We start from the raw sequence: 18,140 nt of genomic DNA, 5'->3' as shown, positions 1-18,140 counted from the left end.
GAAAATTTAAAAAAATTAAAAAAAATTTTATTTTTTCTTCAATTTTTGATTTTTTTTACGAATTAATCGATAGAAGCAGGTTTTAAAGCTTAAATTAAGAGATATAAGGCAGGAATAAATGAAAAAAATTAAAATCGATGTGGTAGCTGTTCCCTTGAGCGGGCATCTGTACCCAACTTTAAATCTCGTTAAACCCTTGTTAGATGATCCTTCGATGGAGATCCGGGTTTTCACGGGACCTCAGAAAAAGACCGTTGCAGAAAGTCTTGGCTTCACTGTCGTTCCAATTCTAGAGGACAAAGTAGAAGAGTTTGAACGTGCGGCGAATAACGATAAAAAACTCAATCTATTTTCAGCTTATCGGCAATTGTCCAAGAGTCTCGATTTGATTAATCATGTGTCAGATCAATTGCTAGAGGAGTGGCGCGTCAATCGTCCGGATATTGTCATTGCTGATTTTATCACTCTATCAGCGGGCTTTGTAGCAGAAGAGTTAGAAATCCCTTGGATCACCACCATGGCAACCCAATTTGCAATCGAAACTCCTTATGGCTCTCCTTGCTTCTTCGGAGGGATGGGAATCGCGCGCACGAAGAAGGAAGAGAAGATCCAAGCACTATGTCGTAAACTGACACGTATTGGGAAATACTGCGTGGCTTTCCTCTTACGCAAACGCTTAAAACGTTACAATTTCAAGTTGTACAATCAAAATGGAGTAGAATCTATTTACTCTCCTTATGCCATCTTTGGAATTGGTATGATGGAGCTAGAGTTGAAGACACATTTCCCTCATCAATATGCTTGGATGGGCCCTTTAGGAACCTCTCTTGAGAAAGCTGAAGATTATCCAGTAGATCTCAGTCCTTACGAGGACAAGACAAAGGTCCTTGTGACTTGTGGAACCCAGTTGCCTTGGGCAAAAGAGAACTTGCTAGAGCAAACTAAACAATTGGCCAAAGAGCATCCAGAATGTCACTTTTTTGTTACTCTAGGAGATGGGGCAAAGGAATTCTCTGAAGAAGAAGTAGCACCAAATGTGACGGTCGTTTCTTATCTGCCATACAAGGAATACATTCCACAGATGGACTATGTTATTCACCATGGAGGAGCTGGAATCTTTTATCAGTGTATCGAATTTAAGAAACCAGCCTTGATCTTGCCACATGATTATGACCAATTTGACTATGCGATTCGAGGAGTAGAAGCAGGAATTGCTTTTCAAGCACATCGCAATCGCACTGAAGAGATTCAAGCAGGTTTTAATGCCCTATTAGAAAAAGAATCTTGGGAAAAGTTAGAAAGACTAAACAAACTTTCAAAAACCTACAAGCCGTTGGATACCTTGGAGTTTGAGATTCAACGATTATTAAGACGTGGAACGGATGGGAAACTATGAAAATTCTTGTAACAGGTGCGACTGGCTTCCTTGGAAAATATGTGATCGATGAGTTGTTGGCTCACGATTATTCCATTGTAGCCTTTGGCCGAAAAGAAAAAATCGGGAAGGCTCTGGAAGGTGAGCGCGTCCAATTTATCAAAGGGGATTTGAGCTCTATTGTGGAATTAAGACAAGCCTTTCAGTCTGTTGATGCTGTAGTTCATGCAGGAGCTTTATCCACTGCCTGGGGACCTTGGAAAGCCTTCTATCAGGCGAATGTAGTTGGCACTCAAAATGTCCTTGAATTGTGCCGTGAATATGCGGTAAAACGCTTGGTTTACGTATCTTCTCCCAGTATTTACGCAGCTGGAAAAGACCAATTAAACATCAAGGAAAGCGATGCTCCCAAAAAAAATCACCTCAACAATTACATCCGAAGTAAATTGGCGTCTGAAAAACTTTTTTCTGACTATTCAGATGTGCCAAGTATCATCTTGCGTCCTAGAGGATTATTTGGTGTGGGGGATACCAGTATTTTGCCTCGTGTCTTACGCCTCAGTCGAAAAATTGGAATTCCTTTGATTCGAGGAGGAGAGCAGCTCATGGATATGACCTGTGTGGAAAATGTTGCCCTAGCCATTCGCTTGGCTCTGGAAGCAAAAGAAGCTCACGGACAAGTTTATAATATTACAAATGGGGAACCAAAGACCTTTAAGTATTTGATCGAAACAACATTAAAGGGATTGGGAGAACCGATTCGCTATCGGAAAATTCCGGCAGGTCTTGTAGCAGGTGCTGCCTATAGCCTTGAAGGAGTGTATCGATTATTCCATCTGAAAGCTGAGCCCCCCTTGACTCGCTACACCTATTATCTCCTTCGATATAGCCAAACCCTCGATATCCAAAAGGCTCAAACCGAACTTGGCTACTATCCAAAAATGACCATTGAAGAAGGGATTGACAACTATGTCCAACATGATCAAGCGCATTGATTATTTTCCAGCTGGCTATTGTAGCAGTCATTCTGGTCTCTTATTCAAAGGGATTCCGAATGAAAAAATGCAATTTCCAGCAGGTGTCTTTTTGATTCACCACCGTGAAAAAGGCTATATTTTGTACGATACCGGCTATCACTACGAGATTAAGAAAAGAGCTCGGTATTTCTGGTACCGTCTAGCCACACCAATGCAGATGAAAAAAGAAGACCAGATCGATTATTTATTGCAAGAGCGTGGGATTGATCCTGCAGAGATTACTTATGTCATTCTTTCGCATCTGCACCCTGACCATCTCGGCGGAGCAGCACTCTTCCCAAATGCTCATTTCTTTGTCACACAGGAAGTCTATGAGGTGTACCAAAAACCGAAATTAAAAGATCTGATTTTTAAAGAGTTTCTTCCAGCTGATTTCAAAGATCGGGTGACTTGTCTCAAAGCAGATCGAATACATCCTGCCTTTTCTTACCGCCCAACTGCTGATCTATTTGAGGATGGGAGCATTCTTGTTTCGTCCATCGATGGGCATGCGAGAGGGCAAGGTTGTCTTTATCTGGATGAGTTCAAACTCTTTATCGGAGCAGATCTTTCTTGGGGAGTAGACCTCTTGCCTTACACAGGGCAAATGCGTCTCATTCCTTCCTTGGTTCAGGATGATAAGAAGGCTTATTTAAAAGGAGCTGATTTGCTGGAAACACTCTTGCAAGATGGCATTCAAGTTGTGGTCAGCCACGACCCGCAAGATCGGATTGAAAGGATTTTAAATGAAAAAAACAGTCTTTCTGAAAACCTTTATTGAAACCAGATGGTGTCACCGATTCCGTTCAAAAGAGGCCTTGAAGCGATACCAAGATAAGCATTTGGCACGCTACCATGCTTTTATCACTTCTCAGTCCCCCTATTTTCAAACCCATTCTCCCGAATCCTTTGGGACCATGGATAAAACCTTCATGATGACACATTTCAATGAGCTCAATACCCTAGGGGTGGATCGTGATCAGGCTTTAGAGATGGCGATTCGCGGAGAACAGACGCGAGATTTTACTGAGATGAATGGAGAAGTAGCAGTAGGCTTATCTTCTGGAACTTCCGGCCACCGAGGAGTCTTTGTCACCACAGAAAAAGAGAGAAGTATGTGGGCTGCAGCGATTCTAGCCAAGATGCTACCGAAAGGAAAACTGTTTGGTCATCGCATTGCATTTTTCTTACGAGCGGACAATGAACTTTATCAAACCATTAATTCAGGCCTTATTCGCTTGGAATATTTTGATATTTTCAAGGATAGCAAGGAGCATTTAGAGCGTCTCAAAGACTATCAACCAACCATTGTGGTCGCACCAGCTTCGACCTTGATTGAGTTAGCCAACTATGTCAGCAATCAGCAACTTGCGATCCAACCTGTCAAGGTTGTTTCTGTCGCAGAGATTCTAGAAGATCGAGATGCACAGACTATCGCCAAAGCTTTTCAACTAGACAAGGTTGATCAGGTCTACCAAGCGACAGAGGGATTTTTAGCTTGTACCTGTTCAGAAGGCAATCTACATCTCAACGAAGATATTTTGTATGTCGAAAAAGAGTATCTTGATGATAGCCGCTTTTATCCGATTATTACGGATTTCAAACGGACCAGTCAACCGATCTATCGCTACCGACTCAATGATATTTTGGTGGAAGAAAAGTCTCCTTGCCCTTGTGGTTCGATCTTTACTCGAATCGCAAAGATCGAAGGACGATCAGATGATATCTTTTATTTCAAAAAAGAAGATGGCAGTAGCCAGATGATCTATCCGGATTTTATTCGACGGTGCATTCTCTTTGTCGAAAATATTCAGGACTATCAAGTAACTCAGTTGGCAGATGGATCCATTACCATTGCCTTGAGTCACCGGACAGAGTCTATGGAGCAAGCGATTTTTGCTCAATTTAAACTCTTAGCTCAGCAAAAACAATTCATTCTCCCAAGTATTCAATTTATCGATTACCAATGGGACCCAACACGTAAATTAAAACGTGTTCAACGACTTCAATAAAAGGAGAATCCTATGACTACTGTAAAAAGACATTTGCAAATTAAAGGCTATGGAACAGCGCTCCCAGCTCATACCGTAACTTTCAAAGACCAGACTCGTTACCGCGTGAAAGAAGGAGAAGAAACACAGATTGATCTAGCAGCGCGTGCGATTGAAGCGGCTTTAAACCATGCGGGGCTTGAAATGGCAGACATCGACTGCCTCGTTTCGGCTAGTGCAGTTGGTGTTCAGCCCATTCCTTGTACAGCAGCTTTGATCCATGAGCGCGTGGCCAAGGGACTAACGCTTCCTGCTATGGATATCAATACCACCTGTACCAGTTTTGTATCTGCTTTGAGCACTGTTTCTTATCTGATTGAAGGTGGAGAATACCGTCGGGTTCTGATTGTATCTAGTGAAGTAGGAAGTCTAGGGCTGAATCCCAAACAAAAAGAAAGCTTTGAATTGTTTAGTGATGGAGCTGCAGCCTTTATCTTTGAAGCAACAAAGGAAGATAAAGGAATCATTGCTAGCATGCAACGTACCTGGTCTGAGGGGGCCCATGATACCGAGATTCGTGGTGGTTTGACAGCATATCATCCGAAATTGTACTCTGAAGCAACCAAGACTGATTTCATGTTTGATATGAAAGGGAAGAAGATTCTTTTGCTTTCTGCCCGTGTTATTCCAGAAATGTTCCAAGAATTCCAAGAGAAATCAGGCATTTCTAAAGATGCTGTAGACTATATTATTCCTCACCAAGCAAGCCGTGCCTTACCACTTGTCATGGACAAATTGGGCGTTGGCAAAGACAAGTACCTCAATATTGTCAGTGATTATGGAAATATGGTTTCGGTAGCCGTGCCTTTCGGCCTAGCCTATGCACTGGATCATGGCTATGTGAAGGAAGGAGATACCATCTTTTTGATGGGAACTGCAGCAGGGATGACGGTCAATATGTTGGCACTTAAACTCTAATGATAGATACTCTTATTTCAAGCTCAAAAAGCATCAAGTCCCGCTAGTCTTTAGCGGGCTTTTTTGATATAATGAAAGGTATGGAAATTGAGAAAACCAACCGAATGAATGCGCTCTTTGAGTTTTATGCAGCGCTCTTGACGGACAAGCAGATGAACTACATCGAGCTCTACTACGCAGATGACTACAGCTTGGCTGAGATTGCAGAAGAGTTTGGAGTGAGCCGTCAAGCGGTCTATGACAATATTAAACGTACAGAAAAGATTTTGGAAGATTACGAAATGAAACTCCATATGTATTCCGATTACATTGTACGCAGCCAGATTTTTGATCAGATTTTAGAACGCTATCCGGAAGATACTTTTCTACAAGAGCAGGTTGAAATTTTATCAAGCATTGACAATCGGGAGTGATTATGGGCAGTCTCGTCATTTATCAAGGAATACCTTGCAAACTATTAGTCGCAGAGGAAGTATTTCCTACTCGACTACAGATTATCTCGCCCAATGATATCTCCAAAGCTATGCAAATAGGTTTTAGCTGTTGGGGATATCCAAATGAAATCATGAAAGAAGTCACACCCGAAGAACTAGAATGTTTGCAACATTTCGGACGATATCCACTGAATTGAAAAAATAGGAGAAAATAATGGCATTTGAAAGTTTAACCGAACGTTTACAAAACGTCTTTAAAAATCTTCGTAAGAAAGGGAAAATCTCTGAAGCGGATGTCCAAGAGGCAACCAAAGAGATTCGTCTTGCCCTCTTAGAGGCCGACGTTGCCCTTCCTGTTGTAAAAGACTTCATCAAACGGGTCCGCGAACGGGCTGTAGGTCATGAAGTCATCGAAACCTTGAACCCTGCCCAACAAATCGTGAAGATTGTTGATGAAGAATTGACAGCGATTTTGGGTTCAGAAACAGCAGAAATTATCAAATCTCCAAAGATTCCAACCATTATCATGATGGTCGGTCTTCAAGGGGCTGGTAAAACAACTTTTGCGGGTAAATTGGCCAACAAATTGGTCAAGGAAGAAAACGCACGTCCTTTGATGATTGCGGCCGATATCTATCGTCCAGCAGCCATTGACCAGTTGAAGACTCTTGGTCAGCAGATCAATGTCCCTGTCTTCTCACTTGGTACAGAAGTCCCTGCAGTAGAGATCGTTCGTCAAGGTTTGGAGCAGGCGAGAGCCAACCACAATGACTATGTCTTGATCGATACAGCCGGTCGTCTGCAAATCGATGAAAAACTCATGGCTGAGTTGCGTGATGTCAAAGCCCTTGCTGAGCCAAATGAAATCCTCTTGGTTGTCGATGCTATGATTGGTCAAGAAGCAGCCAATGTGGCGCGTGAGTTTAACGAACAACTCGAAGTGACCGGGGTCATCTTAACCAAGATCGATGGGGATACCCGTGGTGGTGCGGCCCTTTCTGTTCGTCAGATTACTGGGAAGCCAATCAAGTTCACTGGTACTGGTGAAAAAATCACTGATATCGAAACCTTCCACCCAGACCGTATGTCTGGTCGGATCCTCGGTATGGGGGATATGCTGACACTGATTGAGAAGGCTTCTCAAGAATACGATGAGAAACGCTCCCTTGAACTCGCTGAGAAAATGCGGGAAAATACCTTCGATTTCAACGATTTCATTGATCAATTAGACCAAGTACAAAATATGGGACCAATGGAAGATCTGCTCAAGATGCTTCCAGGGATGGCCAACAACCCAGCTATGAAGAACCTCAAGGTCGACGAACGAGAAATTGCTCGCAAACGTGCGATCGTATCATCCATGACACCAGCTGAACGGGAAAATCCAGATCTCTTGAATCCAAGCCGTCGTCGTCGGATTGCTGCTGGATCAGGGAACACCTTTGTCGAAGTCAACAAATTCATCAAGGACTTTAACCAAGCCAAACAGATGATGCAAGGTGTCCTCTCTGGCGATATGAACAAGATGATGAAACAAATGGGGCTTAATCCAAATAATTTGCCGAAAAACATGCCTGGTGGAATGCCTGATATGTCTGCCCTCGAAGGCATGATGGGACAAGGTGGCATGCCTGACTTGTCAGCTCTTGGTGGAGGCGCTGGAATGCCTGATATGAGCCAAATGTTTGGTGGTGGTCTCAAAGGAAAAGCCGGAGAATTTATGATGAAACGGGCAATGAACAAGATGGCTAAACAAATGCGCAAAAATAAGAAAAAACGGAAATAATCGTTTCTAAGAGGGCCTGGAACACACTGTTCTGGGTTCTTTTAGAAACTACTACTAGAGGAAAGATGTTAAAAAAACTATTTCAACAAGTCATTCGTTTCTTTGCAAGATTGTTTTCTTCGCACAGCAAGCCCTTTGAATTTCCAAAAGGGTCGAAGAAACCACCGATCAGACCGATTATCTTTGTACCTGGAAGTTCAGCCAGTATCCAGCGATTCAACGGAACCATCCGCATGCTCCATCGATTTTCTAGAAAAAAGCAAAGTCTTTTAAAAATAAAAGTTAACAAAGATGATTCTATAGAGATGGAGGGAAGACTGAATACGAAAGAGCCGAATCCGATGATTGTGATTGGCTTCGAGAACAATCGAGACGGCTACAGCAATATCAAGCAGCAAATCGAATCCCTTAAGATCGCCATCACCTACCTCCTTGATCACTATTATTTTACAGAGTTCAAGGCAGTCGGGCACTCCAATGGTGGACTAGTTTTGACTGGCTTATTGGAAAGTGGCTTTTTAGAAAAGAAAAAACTGACCGTAAGCAAGCTCGCTATTATTGGCAGTCCTTACCAATTCAATCAAGAGATGTATGATGATTTTCAAACATGGAAGCATCGCCTAGGAAAAGAAGTAGAGGTTCTTAACTTTGTCGGTAGCTTTGCTGGAAAATCAGACGGAATCGTCCCCCTTTCTAGTGCCCAAGCAGCACAATCTATTTTTGAGAAACAAGCCTATACAGAAGTAAATTTAAAAGGACGCAAGGCTCATCATTCAGCTTTACCCACTAATCCAGATCTAGTGAAACAATTAAGTCTATTTTTGAATCTATAAGTAAATTACATAATTTCGGTTATGTAATTTTTATTTGTCTCTTGCAATCCTTAAGTAAATATGGTACATTTTTGGTAGCGATTACACATACTTAAGGAGGATTTTATGAAAGATCCCAAATTATTAGAAACAATGAAAGATTACAAGGGACGGGATGAGCTTCCAGCAGATTTTGATAGCTTTTGGAATCAAGCCCTAGCAAAGATGACTGAACTGCCTGAATATAAGCTCGAAGAACGAGATTTCAGCATTCCAAATGTTCGATGTTATGAATTAACCTTTAAAGGAACACGAGATGGGCTTGTTTATTCAAGAATGATCCTTCCAAAAACGGATCAAAAGGTTCCAGTTATTTTCCATTTTCATGGCTATATGGGCCGTTGTTGGGATTGGTCTGACATGCTGCCTTATACAGTAGCCGGCTATGGTGTTGTGACTATGGATGTAAGAGGTCAGTCAGGCTTTTCAACCGACGGAGATCGTTCACCACTTGGAAATACTGTTAAAGGACAGATTATCCGCGGAGCCGTGGAAGGTCCAGATGAGCTCTTTTATAAGGATATCTACTTAGATCTTTACCAGTTAATTGAAATTGTAGCCAAACTTCCTCAAGTAGATGACAGCAAACTTGCCAGCTACGGAGCATCTCAAGGCGGTGCCCTTGCTCTGGTTGCTGCTGGATTGAATTCCCGAATCCAACGAACGGTAGCCATTTATCCATTCTTATCGGATTTTAGACGGGTATTAGAGATCGGGAACACCAGCGAGGCCTATGACGAGCTTTTCCGTTATTTCAAGTTCCATGATCCATTTCATAAAACCGAGGATCGTTTGATGCAGACTTTGGCCTATATTGATGTGAAAAATTTCGCCCATCGTATTAAAGGACAGGTTCACATGATTACTGGGCTAGATGATGATGTCTGTTATCCTGAAACGCAGTTTGCCATTTATAATCGATTAGAATGTCCAAAAGAGCATTTAATCATGCCAGAATATGCTCATGAAGCTATGAACGTTCAGGTCAATGATCGAGTCTATAATTGGCTCTGTGGTAGCAAGATTCCATTTCGATATGTAGAAAAATAAGTCACAGAAGAAAACAATCAGTAGATCCATGAGATTTGCTGATTTTATTGTGTTTAAAAGGGATCTAGTATAGAAAGAGATACAAAAAAAACTAAAATTTTTTGTACTTTACCCTAGACAGTGGATAAACCCTTGACACGACTGAGTTTAAGGCGTAATGTACACTTTTTGAAAAATGTACTTTATAATCGAAATGTACTTTATTTTAATGCTGGATAAAGTACATTTTTTGATTGAGTAGCTTAGATGCGTAATGCATCAAAATAGTCCCTTTTAACCCCCTTGTAGGTCTAGAAACTTTGATTTAATCAGTTTTTTGAATTTAGTAAAGTACATTTTCACTAAAATTCAGGTTTGAAAATTTTCCAGTTTTCACTTTTATAAAGTATAAAATTGACTATTTTCTTGATGAAAAAAATTTCCAGTTATAGGTACCAGACCTATATAACCCCTATGACATCTTTCCGAAAAACTATAATTTTCTTGAAAAATACATCTGGCTATGTTATACTACTAGTATAGAAAGATTTGGAGAAAAAGATGAAACGCGAGATCTTATTAGAACGGATTGATAAACTCAAACAAGTCATGCCCTGGTATGTATTGGAATATTATCAATCGAAACTGGCCGTTCCCTACAGTTTTACGACCTTGTACGAATACTTAAAGGAATACGATCGATTTTTCACCTGGGTTTTGGAATCTGGGATATCGGATGCTGACACCATAGCCGAGATCCCTTTAGACGTTCTGGAGCATATGACCAAGAAAGATATGGAATCCTTTATTCTTTACTTACGTGAACGTCCTCTGCTCAATGCCAATACAACGAAAAACGGGGTTTCCCAAACAACGATTAACCGTACCCTTTCTGCACTGTCTAGTCTTTATAAGTATTTGACTGAGGAGGTTGAAAATGAGCAAGGGGAACCTTATTTCTACCGTAATGTCATGAAGAAGGTTGCTACCAAGAAAAAGAAAGAAACCTTGGCTGCTCGAGCTGAGAATATCAAACAAAAGCTCTTTTTAGGCGATGAAACAGAAGGTTTTCTTAACTATATCGACCAGGAGTACCCTCAAACACTCTCAAATCGCGCCTTATCCTCCTTTAATAAGAATAAAGAGCGAGATTTAGCCATTATCGCACTCCTTCTTGCCTCTGGTGTCCGTCTCTCTGAAGCCGTTAACCTAGATCTTCGTGACCTCAATCTTAAGATGATGGTCATTGACGTCACCCGAAAAGGTGGAAAACGTGACTCGGTCAATGTTGCTGCCTTTGCGAAGCCTTATCTGGAGCAATATCTTGCTATAAGAGACAAACGTTACAAGACAGAAAAAACTGATACAGCCCTCTTTCTGACCTTGTATCGAGGTGTTCCAAATCGGATTGATGCTTCTAGCGTTGAAAAGATGGTGGCCAAGTATTCAGAAGACTTCAAAGTCCGCGTGACACCCCACAAGCTTCGCCATACATTAGCAACGCGTCTCTATGATGCAACCAAATCACAGGTTTTGGTTAGCCATCAGCTGGGACATGCTAGCACACAAGTTACCGACTTGTATACGCATATCGTTAATGATGAACAGAAAAATGCCTTGGATAGTTTGTGATATTACATAACGTAAATTATGTAAATGATTTTTGTGTTAGAAAAAGAGCGTAGATTTTTATATGGAATCTTACGCTCTTTTATTCTTTCTATAAAAATTCAATCCAATAATTACGGTGTGGCTCAATAATGACTGGTTTTCCCCAAAATGATTTTAGATAAGCCAGATTTGCTGGGGTGACCGGTCTTTTTTCACCATTATACTTTTCTGCACTTTCTTCCGTTAAAAAGCATTTCACTGCTTCATATGGTGTTCCGTCACTTGCTATTCGATCAATACCCATATAAGCAATTTCATCACCTGCTTTTGGAAAATCTGTAAATAGTTTACCAATAAAATAAACCGTCTTATCTTTCATTAATTCATAAGCCTTACTATTTTCCAGTCTGTTATTCGCTGCAGCGTACATAATACAAAAACTATCCACGATATCTTTCAAAGGCATTAATTCTTCTTTGCTAACGATAATTTCGTCAGGAGCAAGACCTCCAATGATTAAGTTTTCATAATGAGGTTGCTGGATGACGTTATCTAAAGCCATTCCTAATGGTAGTTGGACAGCTTGATAGCCTAATGGTTCTAGCTCCTGCTTTTTCTGGTCAACATGTTCTTGTGTAATACTGACATACAAATCATAAGGACTTGAAGATTGTTGCTTTCTAAAAAAAGCCACTACTATACGATCTAACTGTTCAAATAGACCAAGATTTTCCACTGGAACTTTCATCATCGAATATGATCCCCTTTTTTGTTCAGATTTCCTCTATATTGTACACTCATGGTTTTCGAATATCAAGTTTAAGATAAAAGATATCCATGTTAAATGGATATCTTTTACTTTATTCCACCACTGCTTCAGCAATTTCTTCTGCAGTGATACCTGCGAAGTAACGCCCTAGGTTAATGGTTTGAAGGGCTTTGAGGACGTCTTCACGTTCGTATTTGACACCACGAAGAACCTCTTCTACTGCTGCAACGTCCTCGATACCGAAGAAGTCACCGTAGATCTTGATGTCTTGGATTTTTGATTCAATGACATTAGCGAAGATTTCCACCTTACCGCTTGGGAATTTTGTGCCACGACGTACATTGTATTCAGGAGACTTTCCATAGTTCCAATCCCAGGTACCGAACTTGGTTTCCTTGATACGATTGATTTCAGCCAATTCTTCATCCGAGAAGACATATTCTGTCATCTCAGGGTATTCTTTCTTCATGTAGTCCAAAAGTAGGTCCCAGAACTCTTCAACCGTGATTTTTTCTGGCAACTCATCGATGATATTGGTCACACGTGCACGAACCGATTTAACCCCTTTAGACTCAAACTTGTCTTTAGAGACCTTGAGAGCATTAGCAAGGACAGACAAATCAACGTCAAAGAGAAGGCAACCATGGTGCATGATCCGACCATTGATATAAGCTTGGGCATTTCCACAGAATTTCTTGCCATCAATCTCTAAGTCGTTACGTCCTGTAAATTCAGCCTTAACCCCAAGTTGAGCCAAGGTGTTGATCACGGGAGTTGAAAAGCTCTTAAAGTCAAAGGCCTTGTTTTCATCTTCTTTTGAAATGATGGTGTAGTTGAGGTTGTTTAAATCATGGTAAACAGCCCCACCACCACTGATCCGACGAACCACTTCAATCCCATGCTCTCGAACATAGTCACGGTTGATTTCTTCGATGGTATTTTGGTGACGACCAACGATAATCGAAGGTTTGTTAATCCAAAGAAGGAAGATTTGATCCTCATCTAAAAGGTGTTTAAAGGCATATTCTTCCAAAGCAATATTAAAAGCAGTATCATTTGAATAATTAATAATGTATTTCATAAGGTTCCTTTATATACGATAGAGACTGGTCCAGCATTTGCTGTCCAGCCATTCTATCATTTCAAATATTATTTCTTCTTAGGTGAGTGAACTGCCAAGCCTAGTACATCCGCAAAGGCTTCGTACATCACTTCTGAGAAGGTTGGGTGACCATGAATGGTCTTGAGCATTTCTTCCACAGTGATTTCCATCTCAATGATGGTTGAAGCTTCGTTGATCAATTCAGCTGCTGCCGGACCAATGATATGAACCCCAAGAACTTCACCGTATTTCTTGTCTGCAATAACCTTAACAAAACCTTGAGCTGCATCTGATGCAATCGCACGTCCGTTCGCCGCAAAGTTAAACTTACCAATTTGAACATCGTATTTCTCACGAGCTTGTTCTTCGGTCAAACCAACAGCCGCCACTTCTGGAAGTGTGTAGATGGCTGCAGGCGTCAAATTCAATTTGGCAACAGCATGATTTCCCTTAAGGGCATTTTCAGCTGCCACTTCACCCATACGGAAGGCAGCGTGGGCCAACATCTTAGTACCGTTGATATCACCTGGCGCATAGATACCTGGAACAGACGTTTCCATGTATTCATTAACCTTGATCCGACCACGATCCAATTCAAACTCAACTTCACCGATTCCTTCAAGATCTGGAACACGACCGATTGATAGAAGGGCTTTGTTGGCGATGATATCATCTTTTCCTTCAACCTTGATACGGAGTTTGCCATCTTCTTCAATGATTTCTTGCAGTTTTGTATCCGTCAAGATGGTCATCCCTTTACGTTCAAGGATCAAGCGAAGGTTCTTAGATACTTCCGCATCCATAGCTGGAACGATGCGATCCATCATTTCGATGACTGTTACTTTTGAACCAAAGGTCATGAAGGCTTGACCAAGTTCAATACCGACAACACCACCACCAATGATCACAAGGCTTTCTGGTACTTCGTTCATTTCAAGGATGTCATCACTGGTCATGACAAGGGATGATTCCATACCAGGAACGTTAATCTTGCTGACTTTAGAACCACCAGCAAGGATGATTTTCTTGGTTTCAAGCAATTCAGAACCATTGACCAAGACATTCTTATCCTTAGTGATAGTACCGATACCCTTATGAACATCCACTCCGTAGCTACGAAGAAGTCCTGCAACTCCACCGACGAGGGTATTTACGACCTTGTTCTTGGTTTCAAGAACTTTATCCATATCTACTGAGAAACTTGGATTTTCAATGATAATACCACGGTTTGCCGCATGACCAATATTTTCGATAATTTCAGCGTTGTGGAGGTAAGTCTTAGTTGGGATACATCCGCGGTTCAAGCACGTTCCACCAAGTTCAGATTTCTCAACAAGAGCAACCTTACCACCTAATTGAGCTGCCTTAATAGCAGATACGTAACCAGCAGGACCCCCACCGATCACTACGATATCATAAGCGTCATCACTCTTATTGTCATCGTTTGAAGCACTTGCTGCAGCTGGTGCTGGACTTGCTTCTGGTGTTGCTGCTCCAGCTGTAGGGATGTTTTCCCCTTCTTCACCAAGATAACCGATTACTTCTGTTACAGGAACAGTTTCTCCATCCCCTTTCAGGATAGCGATCAAGTAGCCATCTTCTTCCGCTTCCAACTCCATGCTGACTTTGTCTGTCATGATTTCAAGGAGAACTTCTCCTTCTTTTACAAATTCGCCGACTTTCTTATTCCACTGAACGATTTGTCCTTCGGTCATATCTACGCCGGCTTTTGGCATAATTACTTCTAAGGCCATTTTATTTCCCTCATTTTCTTGTTTCTATTCTCTCGTTGATTAGACCAACATTGAAATCGGGTCTTCAATCAAGGCTTTCAAGTCTTTCATGAATTTGGCACCAGCCATTCCATCGACAACGCGGTGGTCAATGGTCAAGCCCAAGCTCATGATTGGACGAATGACAATTTCACCATTCACAACAACTGGTTTTTCAACCGTTGAACTAACCCCTAGGATAGCAGAGTTTGGTTGGTTGATAATCGGTCCAAATGATTGAACGCCAAACATCCCCAAGTTACTGATGGTAAAGGTTGAATTTTGCAATTCACTTGGAGCAAGCTTACCATCCAAGGTACGTCCGATAACGTCCTTGAAGGCTACGACCAACTCTGACAAGGTCATCTTTTCAGCATTATAGACAACCGGGGTCATGAGACCATTGTCCATCCCAACTGCCATTGCCAAATTGACATAGTTGTGAGTGATGATGGTTTTGCCATCATCTGTCAATGACGCATTGATGTATGGATGTTTCATCAAGGTCTTAACCACTGCTAGAGAAAGCAAATCAGTTACAGTGACTTTCTTGCCAGTTGCTTCCATGATTGGATCCAATACCTTCTTACGAAGTGTCAACATTTGAGACATATCAACGTCATAGTTCAAAGTAAAGGTTGGTGCTGTCAAGTAAGATTCTACCATCCGTTGAGCAATCACCTTACGCATTGGTGTCATCGGAATTCGCTCGATTTCACCATAAGGTGTTACATTATCAGGAGCCTCTTCTACCTTCTCAATTTGAGCAGGTGACTTAATGGTATCCTTCTCAATATTCTCAGGAAGGAAAGCAAGGACATCCTTCTTCATGATCTTACCACGATGACCAGTTCCTTGGATTTCTTGCCAAGCAATATTGTGTTCTAAAGCAATTCGTTTTGCAAGTGGTGAAATGCGAACCACATTTGTGTCTTTATATGTTTCCACGTCTTCTTTGTGGACACGACCGTTTGCGCCTGAACCAGAAACATCATAGAGGTTGATCCCTAGATCATCCGCTAATTTTCTAGCCGCAGGAGTCGCTCTTAGCTTATCATCAGCCATGACCTCTCCTATTCTATACTAAGATATCAAGGACGTAGAGGACAAAGAAAAAATAGGAGATTGACGATGTGTTCGATAAACACAAGGAAATCTATCTTTTTTTCACAGGCCTCCGTCCGGATTCAATTATAAGATACTAAGGGCGTCAAAAGTCAAAGTGAAAATAGGAAACTTGACGAAGAAACTTTAGTTTCTAGGTAAGTTTATCTTTTTCACACAGACTTTAGCCCGTGCTCTAATCTAAGATATTAAGGACGCAGAGAACTTTGTACCTAAAAAGATACAAAGTTTCCTCGTCTAATTCAAATGACATTACATAATTTATGTTATGTATTATTCTTTGTTATATGTTTTACGAATGGCATCTTTGATGCTTTCAACTGTTGGAATCATTGCATTTTCAAGGTTTTGTGCGTAAGGCATTGGCACATCTTCCCCCGCACAACGACGGATGGGTGCATCCAAGTAATCAAATGCTTCTGATTCAGAAATAATAGCTGAAATTTCACCAATATAGCCACTTGTTTTGTGGGCATCATTGACAAGGACTACTTTTCCTGTTTTCTTGACAGAGTTAATGATGATCTCTTTATCGAGTGGAACCAAGGTCCGTGGATCTACTACTTCTACTGAGATGCCTTCTTCTGCTAATTCTTCAGCAGCTTGCATCACGCGACGAAGCATTTTTCCGTAGGTTACGACAGTGACGTCAGTTCCTTCACGTTTGATTTCTCCGACACCAAGTGGAATCGTGTAGTCTGGATCAACTGGCACTTCCCCTTTTTGGTTGAATTCTGATTTATATTCGAGAATGATAACGGGATTGTTGTCGCGAATAGAAGACTTAAGCAGTCCCTTCATATCCGCTGGGGTTCCAGGAGCAACAACTTTCAAACCAGGAATATGAGTAAACCATGATTCCAAAGATTGGGAGTGTTGAGCTGCAGATCCAACTCCATTACCAGCAGCACAGCGAATGGTCATCGGTACTTGCCCTTTACCACCAAACATGTAGCGAGTTTTAGCAGCTTGGTTGACAATAGCATCCATGGCAATTACTGAGAAATCCATGAAGGTCATATCAACGATTGGGCGAAGTCCGGTCATGGCTGCACCTGCTGCTGCACCTGAAATTGCAGCCTCAGAAATCGGACAGTCACGGACACGTTCTGGACCGAATTCCTCAAGCATTCCTACTGAAGTTCCGAAGTCTCCACCGAAAACTCCGACATCTTCCCCCATCAACAATACATTTTCGTCGCGACGCATTTCCTCAGACATAGCAAGGATAATGGTATCGCGGAAAGACATTAATTTTGTTTCCATAATTCTCTACTCCCCCTTAGTCTGCGTAAATATCTTCGAAAGCTGATTCGAGTGGAGGGAATGGGCTTTCTTCCGCAAATTTCACTGAAGCTTCAACGGCTTCTTTCACTTCTTCTTGAATCTGATCCAATTCTTCTGCGCTCGCAATTTCATTTTCAAGGAGATACTTGCGAAGATTTTCAATCGGATCTTTCTTCTTCCACTCTTCGACTTCTTCACGAGTCCGGTATTTACCAGGGTCAGATGAAGAGTGACCAAGCCAACGATAGGTGACACTTTCGATCAAGACAGGACCTTTTCCAGAGCGGACGTGTTCAACAGCTTTTTGGAATCCTTCATAGACATCAATGACGTTGTTACCATCAGGAATAAACATTCCTGGAATGCCATAAGCAGCACTACGCTCATGAATGTGCTGGATATTGGTCATTTTCTTGATGTCAGCAGAGATTCCATAACCATTATTAATACAGTAGAAAATTACTGGTAGGTTCCAGATGGAAGCCATATTGACCGCTTCGTGGAAGACACCTTCATTGGTTGCACCATCCCCAAAGAAGCAGACAACAATCTTACCAGTCTTATGCATTTGTTGAGTAAGGGCAGCCCCTACAGCAATCCCCATACCACCACCAACGATCCCATTGGCACCGAGGTTACCAGCATCAAGGTCAGCGATATGCATAGAGCCTCCCTTCCCTTTACAAGTACCAGTATACTTGCCAAGGATTTCAGCCATCATACCATTCAGGTCGATCCCTTTAGCGATCGCTTGACCGTGACCACGGTGGTTAGATGTCAGCAAATCGTCATCATTTAAAGCTAGCATCGCTCCAACGTTTGCTGCTTCTTCCCCAACAGAAAAGTGCGTCATTCCTGGCACTTTCCCTTTTTTTACTAACTGTGCAATTTTTAAGTCCATGCGACGGATTTCTTCCATTTTACGGAACATTTCCAATAAGAGACTTTTATCCAATGTTGCCATCTTTTCGCCTTTCTTAACATTTATTCATA

17 protein-coding genes are annotated in these 18,140 nt (G+C 41.6%); 11 read left to right on the top strand and 6 right to left on the bottom strand.

The annotated features are described in order from the left end of the window. Window positions 1-118 precede the first annotated feature (118 nt). The 11 genes from O3642_RS01420 to xerS all read left to right on the top strand — a co-directional run bounded on the left by O3642_RS01420 (window position 119) and on the right by xerS (window position 11,113). Window positions 119-1,396, top strand: a complete 1,278-nt coding sequence (locus O3642_RS01420; protein WP_371605229.1) for a glycosyltransferase — start codon at window positions 119-121, stop codon at window positions 1,394-1,396. Continuing rightward, the gene (locus tag O3642_RS01415; protein ID WP_155171838.1) at window positions 1,393-2,370 is read left to right on the top strand and encodes an NAD(P)-dependent oxidoreductase; all 978 of its coding nucleotides are present in this window, start codon (window positions 1,393-1,395) and stop codon (window positions 2,368-2,370) included. Before O3642_RS01420 ends, O3642_RS01415 begins: the two co-directional genes overlap by 4 nt. Then, a complete protein-coding gene (locus O3642_RS01410) occupies window positions 2,345-3,172 on the top strand; it encodes an MBL fold metallo-hydrolase (RefSeq protein WP_155171840.1) in 828 nt (275 codons plus the stop codon). The genes O3642_RS01415 and O3642_RS01410 overlap by 26 nt, the downstream gene beginning before the upstream one ends. Then, window positions 3,138-4,403, top strand: coding sequence for a F390 synthetase-related protein (locus O3642_RS01405; protein ID WP_371605228.1), 1,266 nt, complete (start codon window positions 3,138-3,140; stop codon window positions 4,401-4,403). The genes O3642_RS01410 and O3642_RS01405 overlap by 35 nt, the downstream gene beginning before the upstream one ends. Before the next feature lie 12 nt (window positions 4,404-4,415). Then, the gene (locus O3642_RS01400; RefSeq protein WP_155171844.1) at window positions 4,416-5,360 is read left to right on the top strand and encodes a 3-oxoacyl-[acyl-carrier-protein] synthase III C-terminal domain-containing protein; all 945 of its coding nucleotides are present in this window, start codon (window positions 4,416-4,418) and stop codon (window positions 5,358-5,360) included. 80 nt (window positions 5,361-5,440) lie between these two features. Beyond that, on the top strand, window positions 5,441-5,773 hold the full coding sequence (locus tag O3642_RS01395) for a putative DNA-binding protein (RefSeq protein ID WP_003001435.1): 333 nt from the start codon (window positions 5,441-5,443) through the stop codon (window positions 5,771-5,773). A 2-nt stretch (window positions 5,774-5,775) separates the two neighbouring features. Next, window positions 5,776-5,991 carry a hypothetical protein gene (locus tag O3642_RS01390; RefSeq protein WP_037615282.1) on the top strand — a complete coding sequence of 72 codons (216 nt, stop codon included), beginning with the start codon at window positions 5,776-5,778 and terminating at the stop codon, window positions 5,989-5,991. A 17-nt stretch (window positions 5,992-6,008) separates the two neighbouring features. Beyond that, window positions 6,009-7,580, top strand: coding sequence for a signal recognition particle protein (gene ffh / locus O3642_RS01385; RefSeq protein WP_155171846.1), 1,572 nt, complete (start codon window positions 6,009-6,011; stop codon window positions 7,578-7,580). Window positions 7,581-7,645: 65 nt separating this feature from the next. Next, window positions 7,646-8,413, top strand: coding sequence for an alpha/beta hydrolase (locus O3642_RS01380; protein WP_155171848.1), 768 nt, complete (start codon window positions 7,646-7,648; stop codon window positions 8,411-8,413). 105 nt (window positions 8,414-8,518) lie between these two features. Continuing rightward, window positions 8,519-9,502: an acetylxylan esterase gene (locus O3642_RS01375; protein WP_155171850.1), complete on the top strand. Its 984-nt coding sequence runs from the start codon at window positions 8,519-8,521 to the stop codon at window positions 9,500-9,502. Window positions 9,503-10,042: 540 nt separating this feature from the next. Continuing rightward, window positions 10,043-11,113, top strand: a complete 1,071-nt coding sequence (gene xerS, locus O3642_RS01370; RefSeq protein ID WP_049483475.1) for a tyrosine recombinase XerS — start codon at window positions 10,043-10,045, stop codon at window positions 11,111-11,113. An 88-nt stretch (window positions 11,114-11,201) separates the two neighbouring features. On the opposite strand, the gene O3642_RS01365 is transcribed toward xerS, so the two are convergent. The 6 genes from O3642_RS01365 to O3642_RS01340 all read right to left on the bottom strand — a co-directional run bounded on the left by O3642_RS01365 (window position 11,202) and on the right by O3642_RS01340 (window position 18,111). After that, on the bottom strand, window positions 11,202-11,843 hold the full coding sequence (locus O3642_RS01365) for a hypothetical protein (RefSeq protein WP_195423236.1): 642 nt from the start codon (window positions 11,841-11,843) through the stop codon (window positions 11,202-11,204). 109 nt (window positions 11,844-11,952) lie between these two features. Continuing rightward, window positions 11,953-12,942 carry a lipoate--protein ligase gene (locus tag O3642_RS01360; protein WP_049498822.1) on the bottom strand — a complete coding sequence of 330 codons (990 nt, stop codon included), beginning with the start codon at window positions 12,940-12,942 and terminating at the stop codon, window positions 11,953-11,955. Between the two features lie 68 nt (window positions 12,943-13,010). After that, window positions 13,011-14,717 (bottom strand): dihydrolipoyl dehydrogenase, encoded by a 1,707-nt coding sequence (gene lpdA / locus O3642_RS01355; RefSeq protein WP_021153221.1) that lies wholly within the window; start codon window positions 14,715-14,717, stop codon window positions 13,011-13,013. Window positions 14,718-14,756: 39 nt separating this feature from the next. Beyond that, window positions 14,757-15,800: a dihydrolipoamide acetyltransferase gene (locus tag O3642_RS01350; protein WP_371605227.1), complete on the bottom strand. Its 1,044-nt coding sequence runs from the start codon at window positions 15,798-15,800 to the stop codon at window positions 14,757-14,759. Between the two features lie 333 nt (window positions 15,801-16,133). Beyond that, window positions 16,134-17,126: an alpha-ketoacid dehydrogenase subunit beta gene (locus O3642_RS01345; RefSeq protein WP_003011072.1), complete on the bottom strand. Its 993-nt coding sequence runs from the start codon at window positions 17,124-17,126 to the stop codon at window positions 16,134-16,136. Between the two features lie 16 nt (window positions 17,127-17,142). Continuing rightward, the gene (locus O3642_RS01340) at window positions 17,143-18,111 is read right to left on the bottom strand and encodes a thiamine pyrophosphate-dependent dehydrogenase E1 component subunit alpha (RefSeq protein WP_049497866.1); all 969 of its coding nucleotides are present in this window, start codon (window positions 18,109-18,111) and stop codon (window positions 17,143-17,145) included. Window positions 18,112-18,140: the final 29 nt, after the last annotated feature.

It is taken from the genome of Streptococcus sp. 27098_8_66, assembly GCF_041431945.1.
Lineage (GTDB): Bacteria > Bacillota > Bacilli > Lactobacillales > Streptococcaceae > Streptococcus > Streptococcus dentalis.
This window is presented reverse-complemented; position numbering and strand designations above follow the sequence as displayed.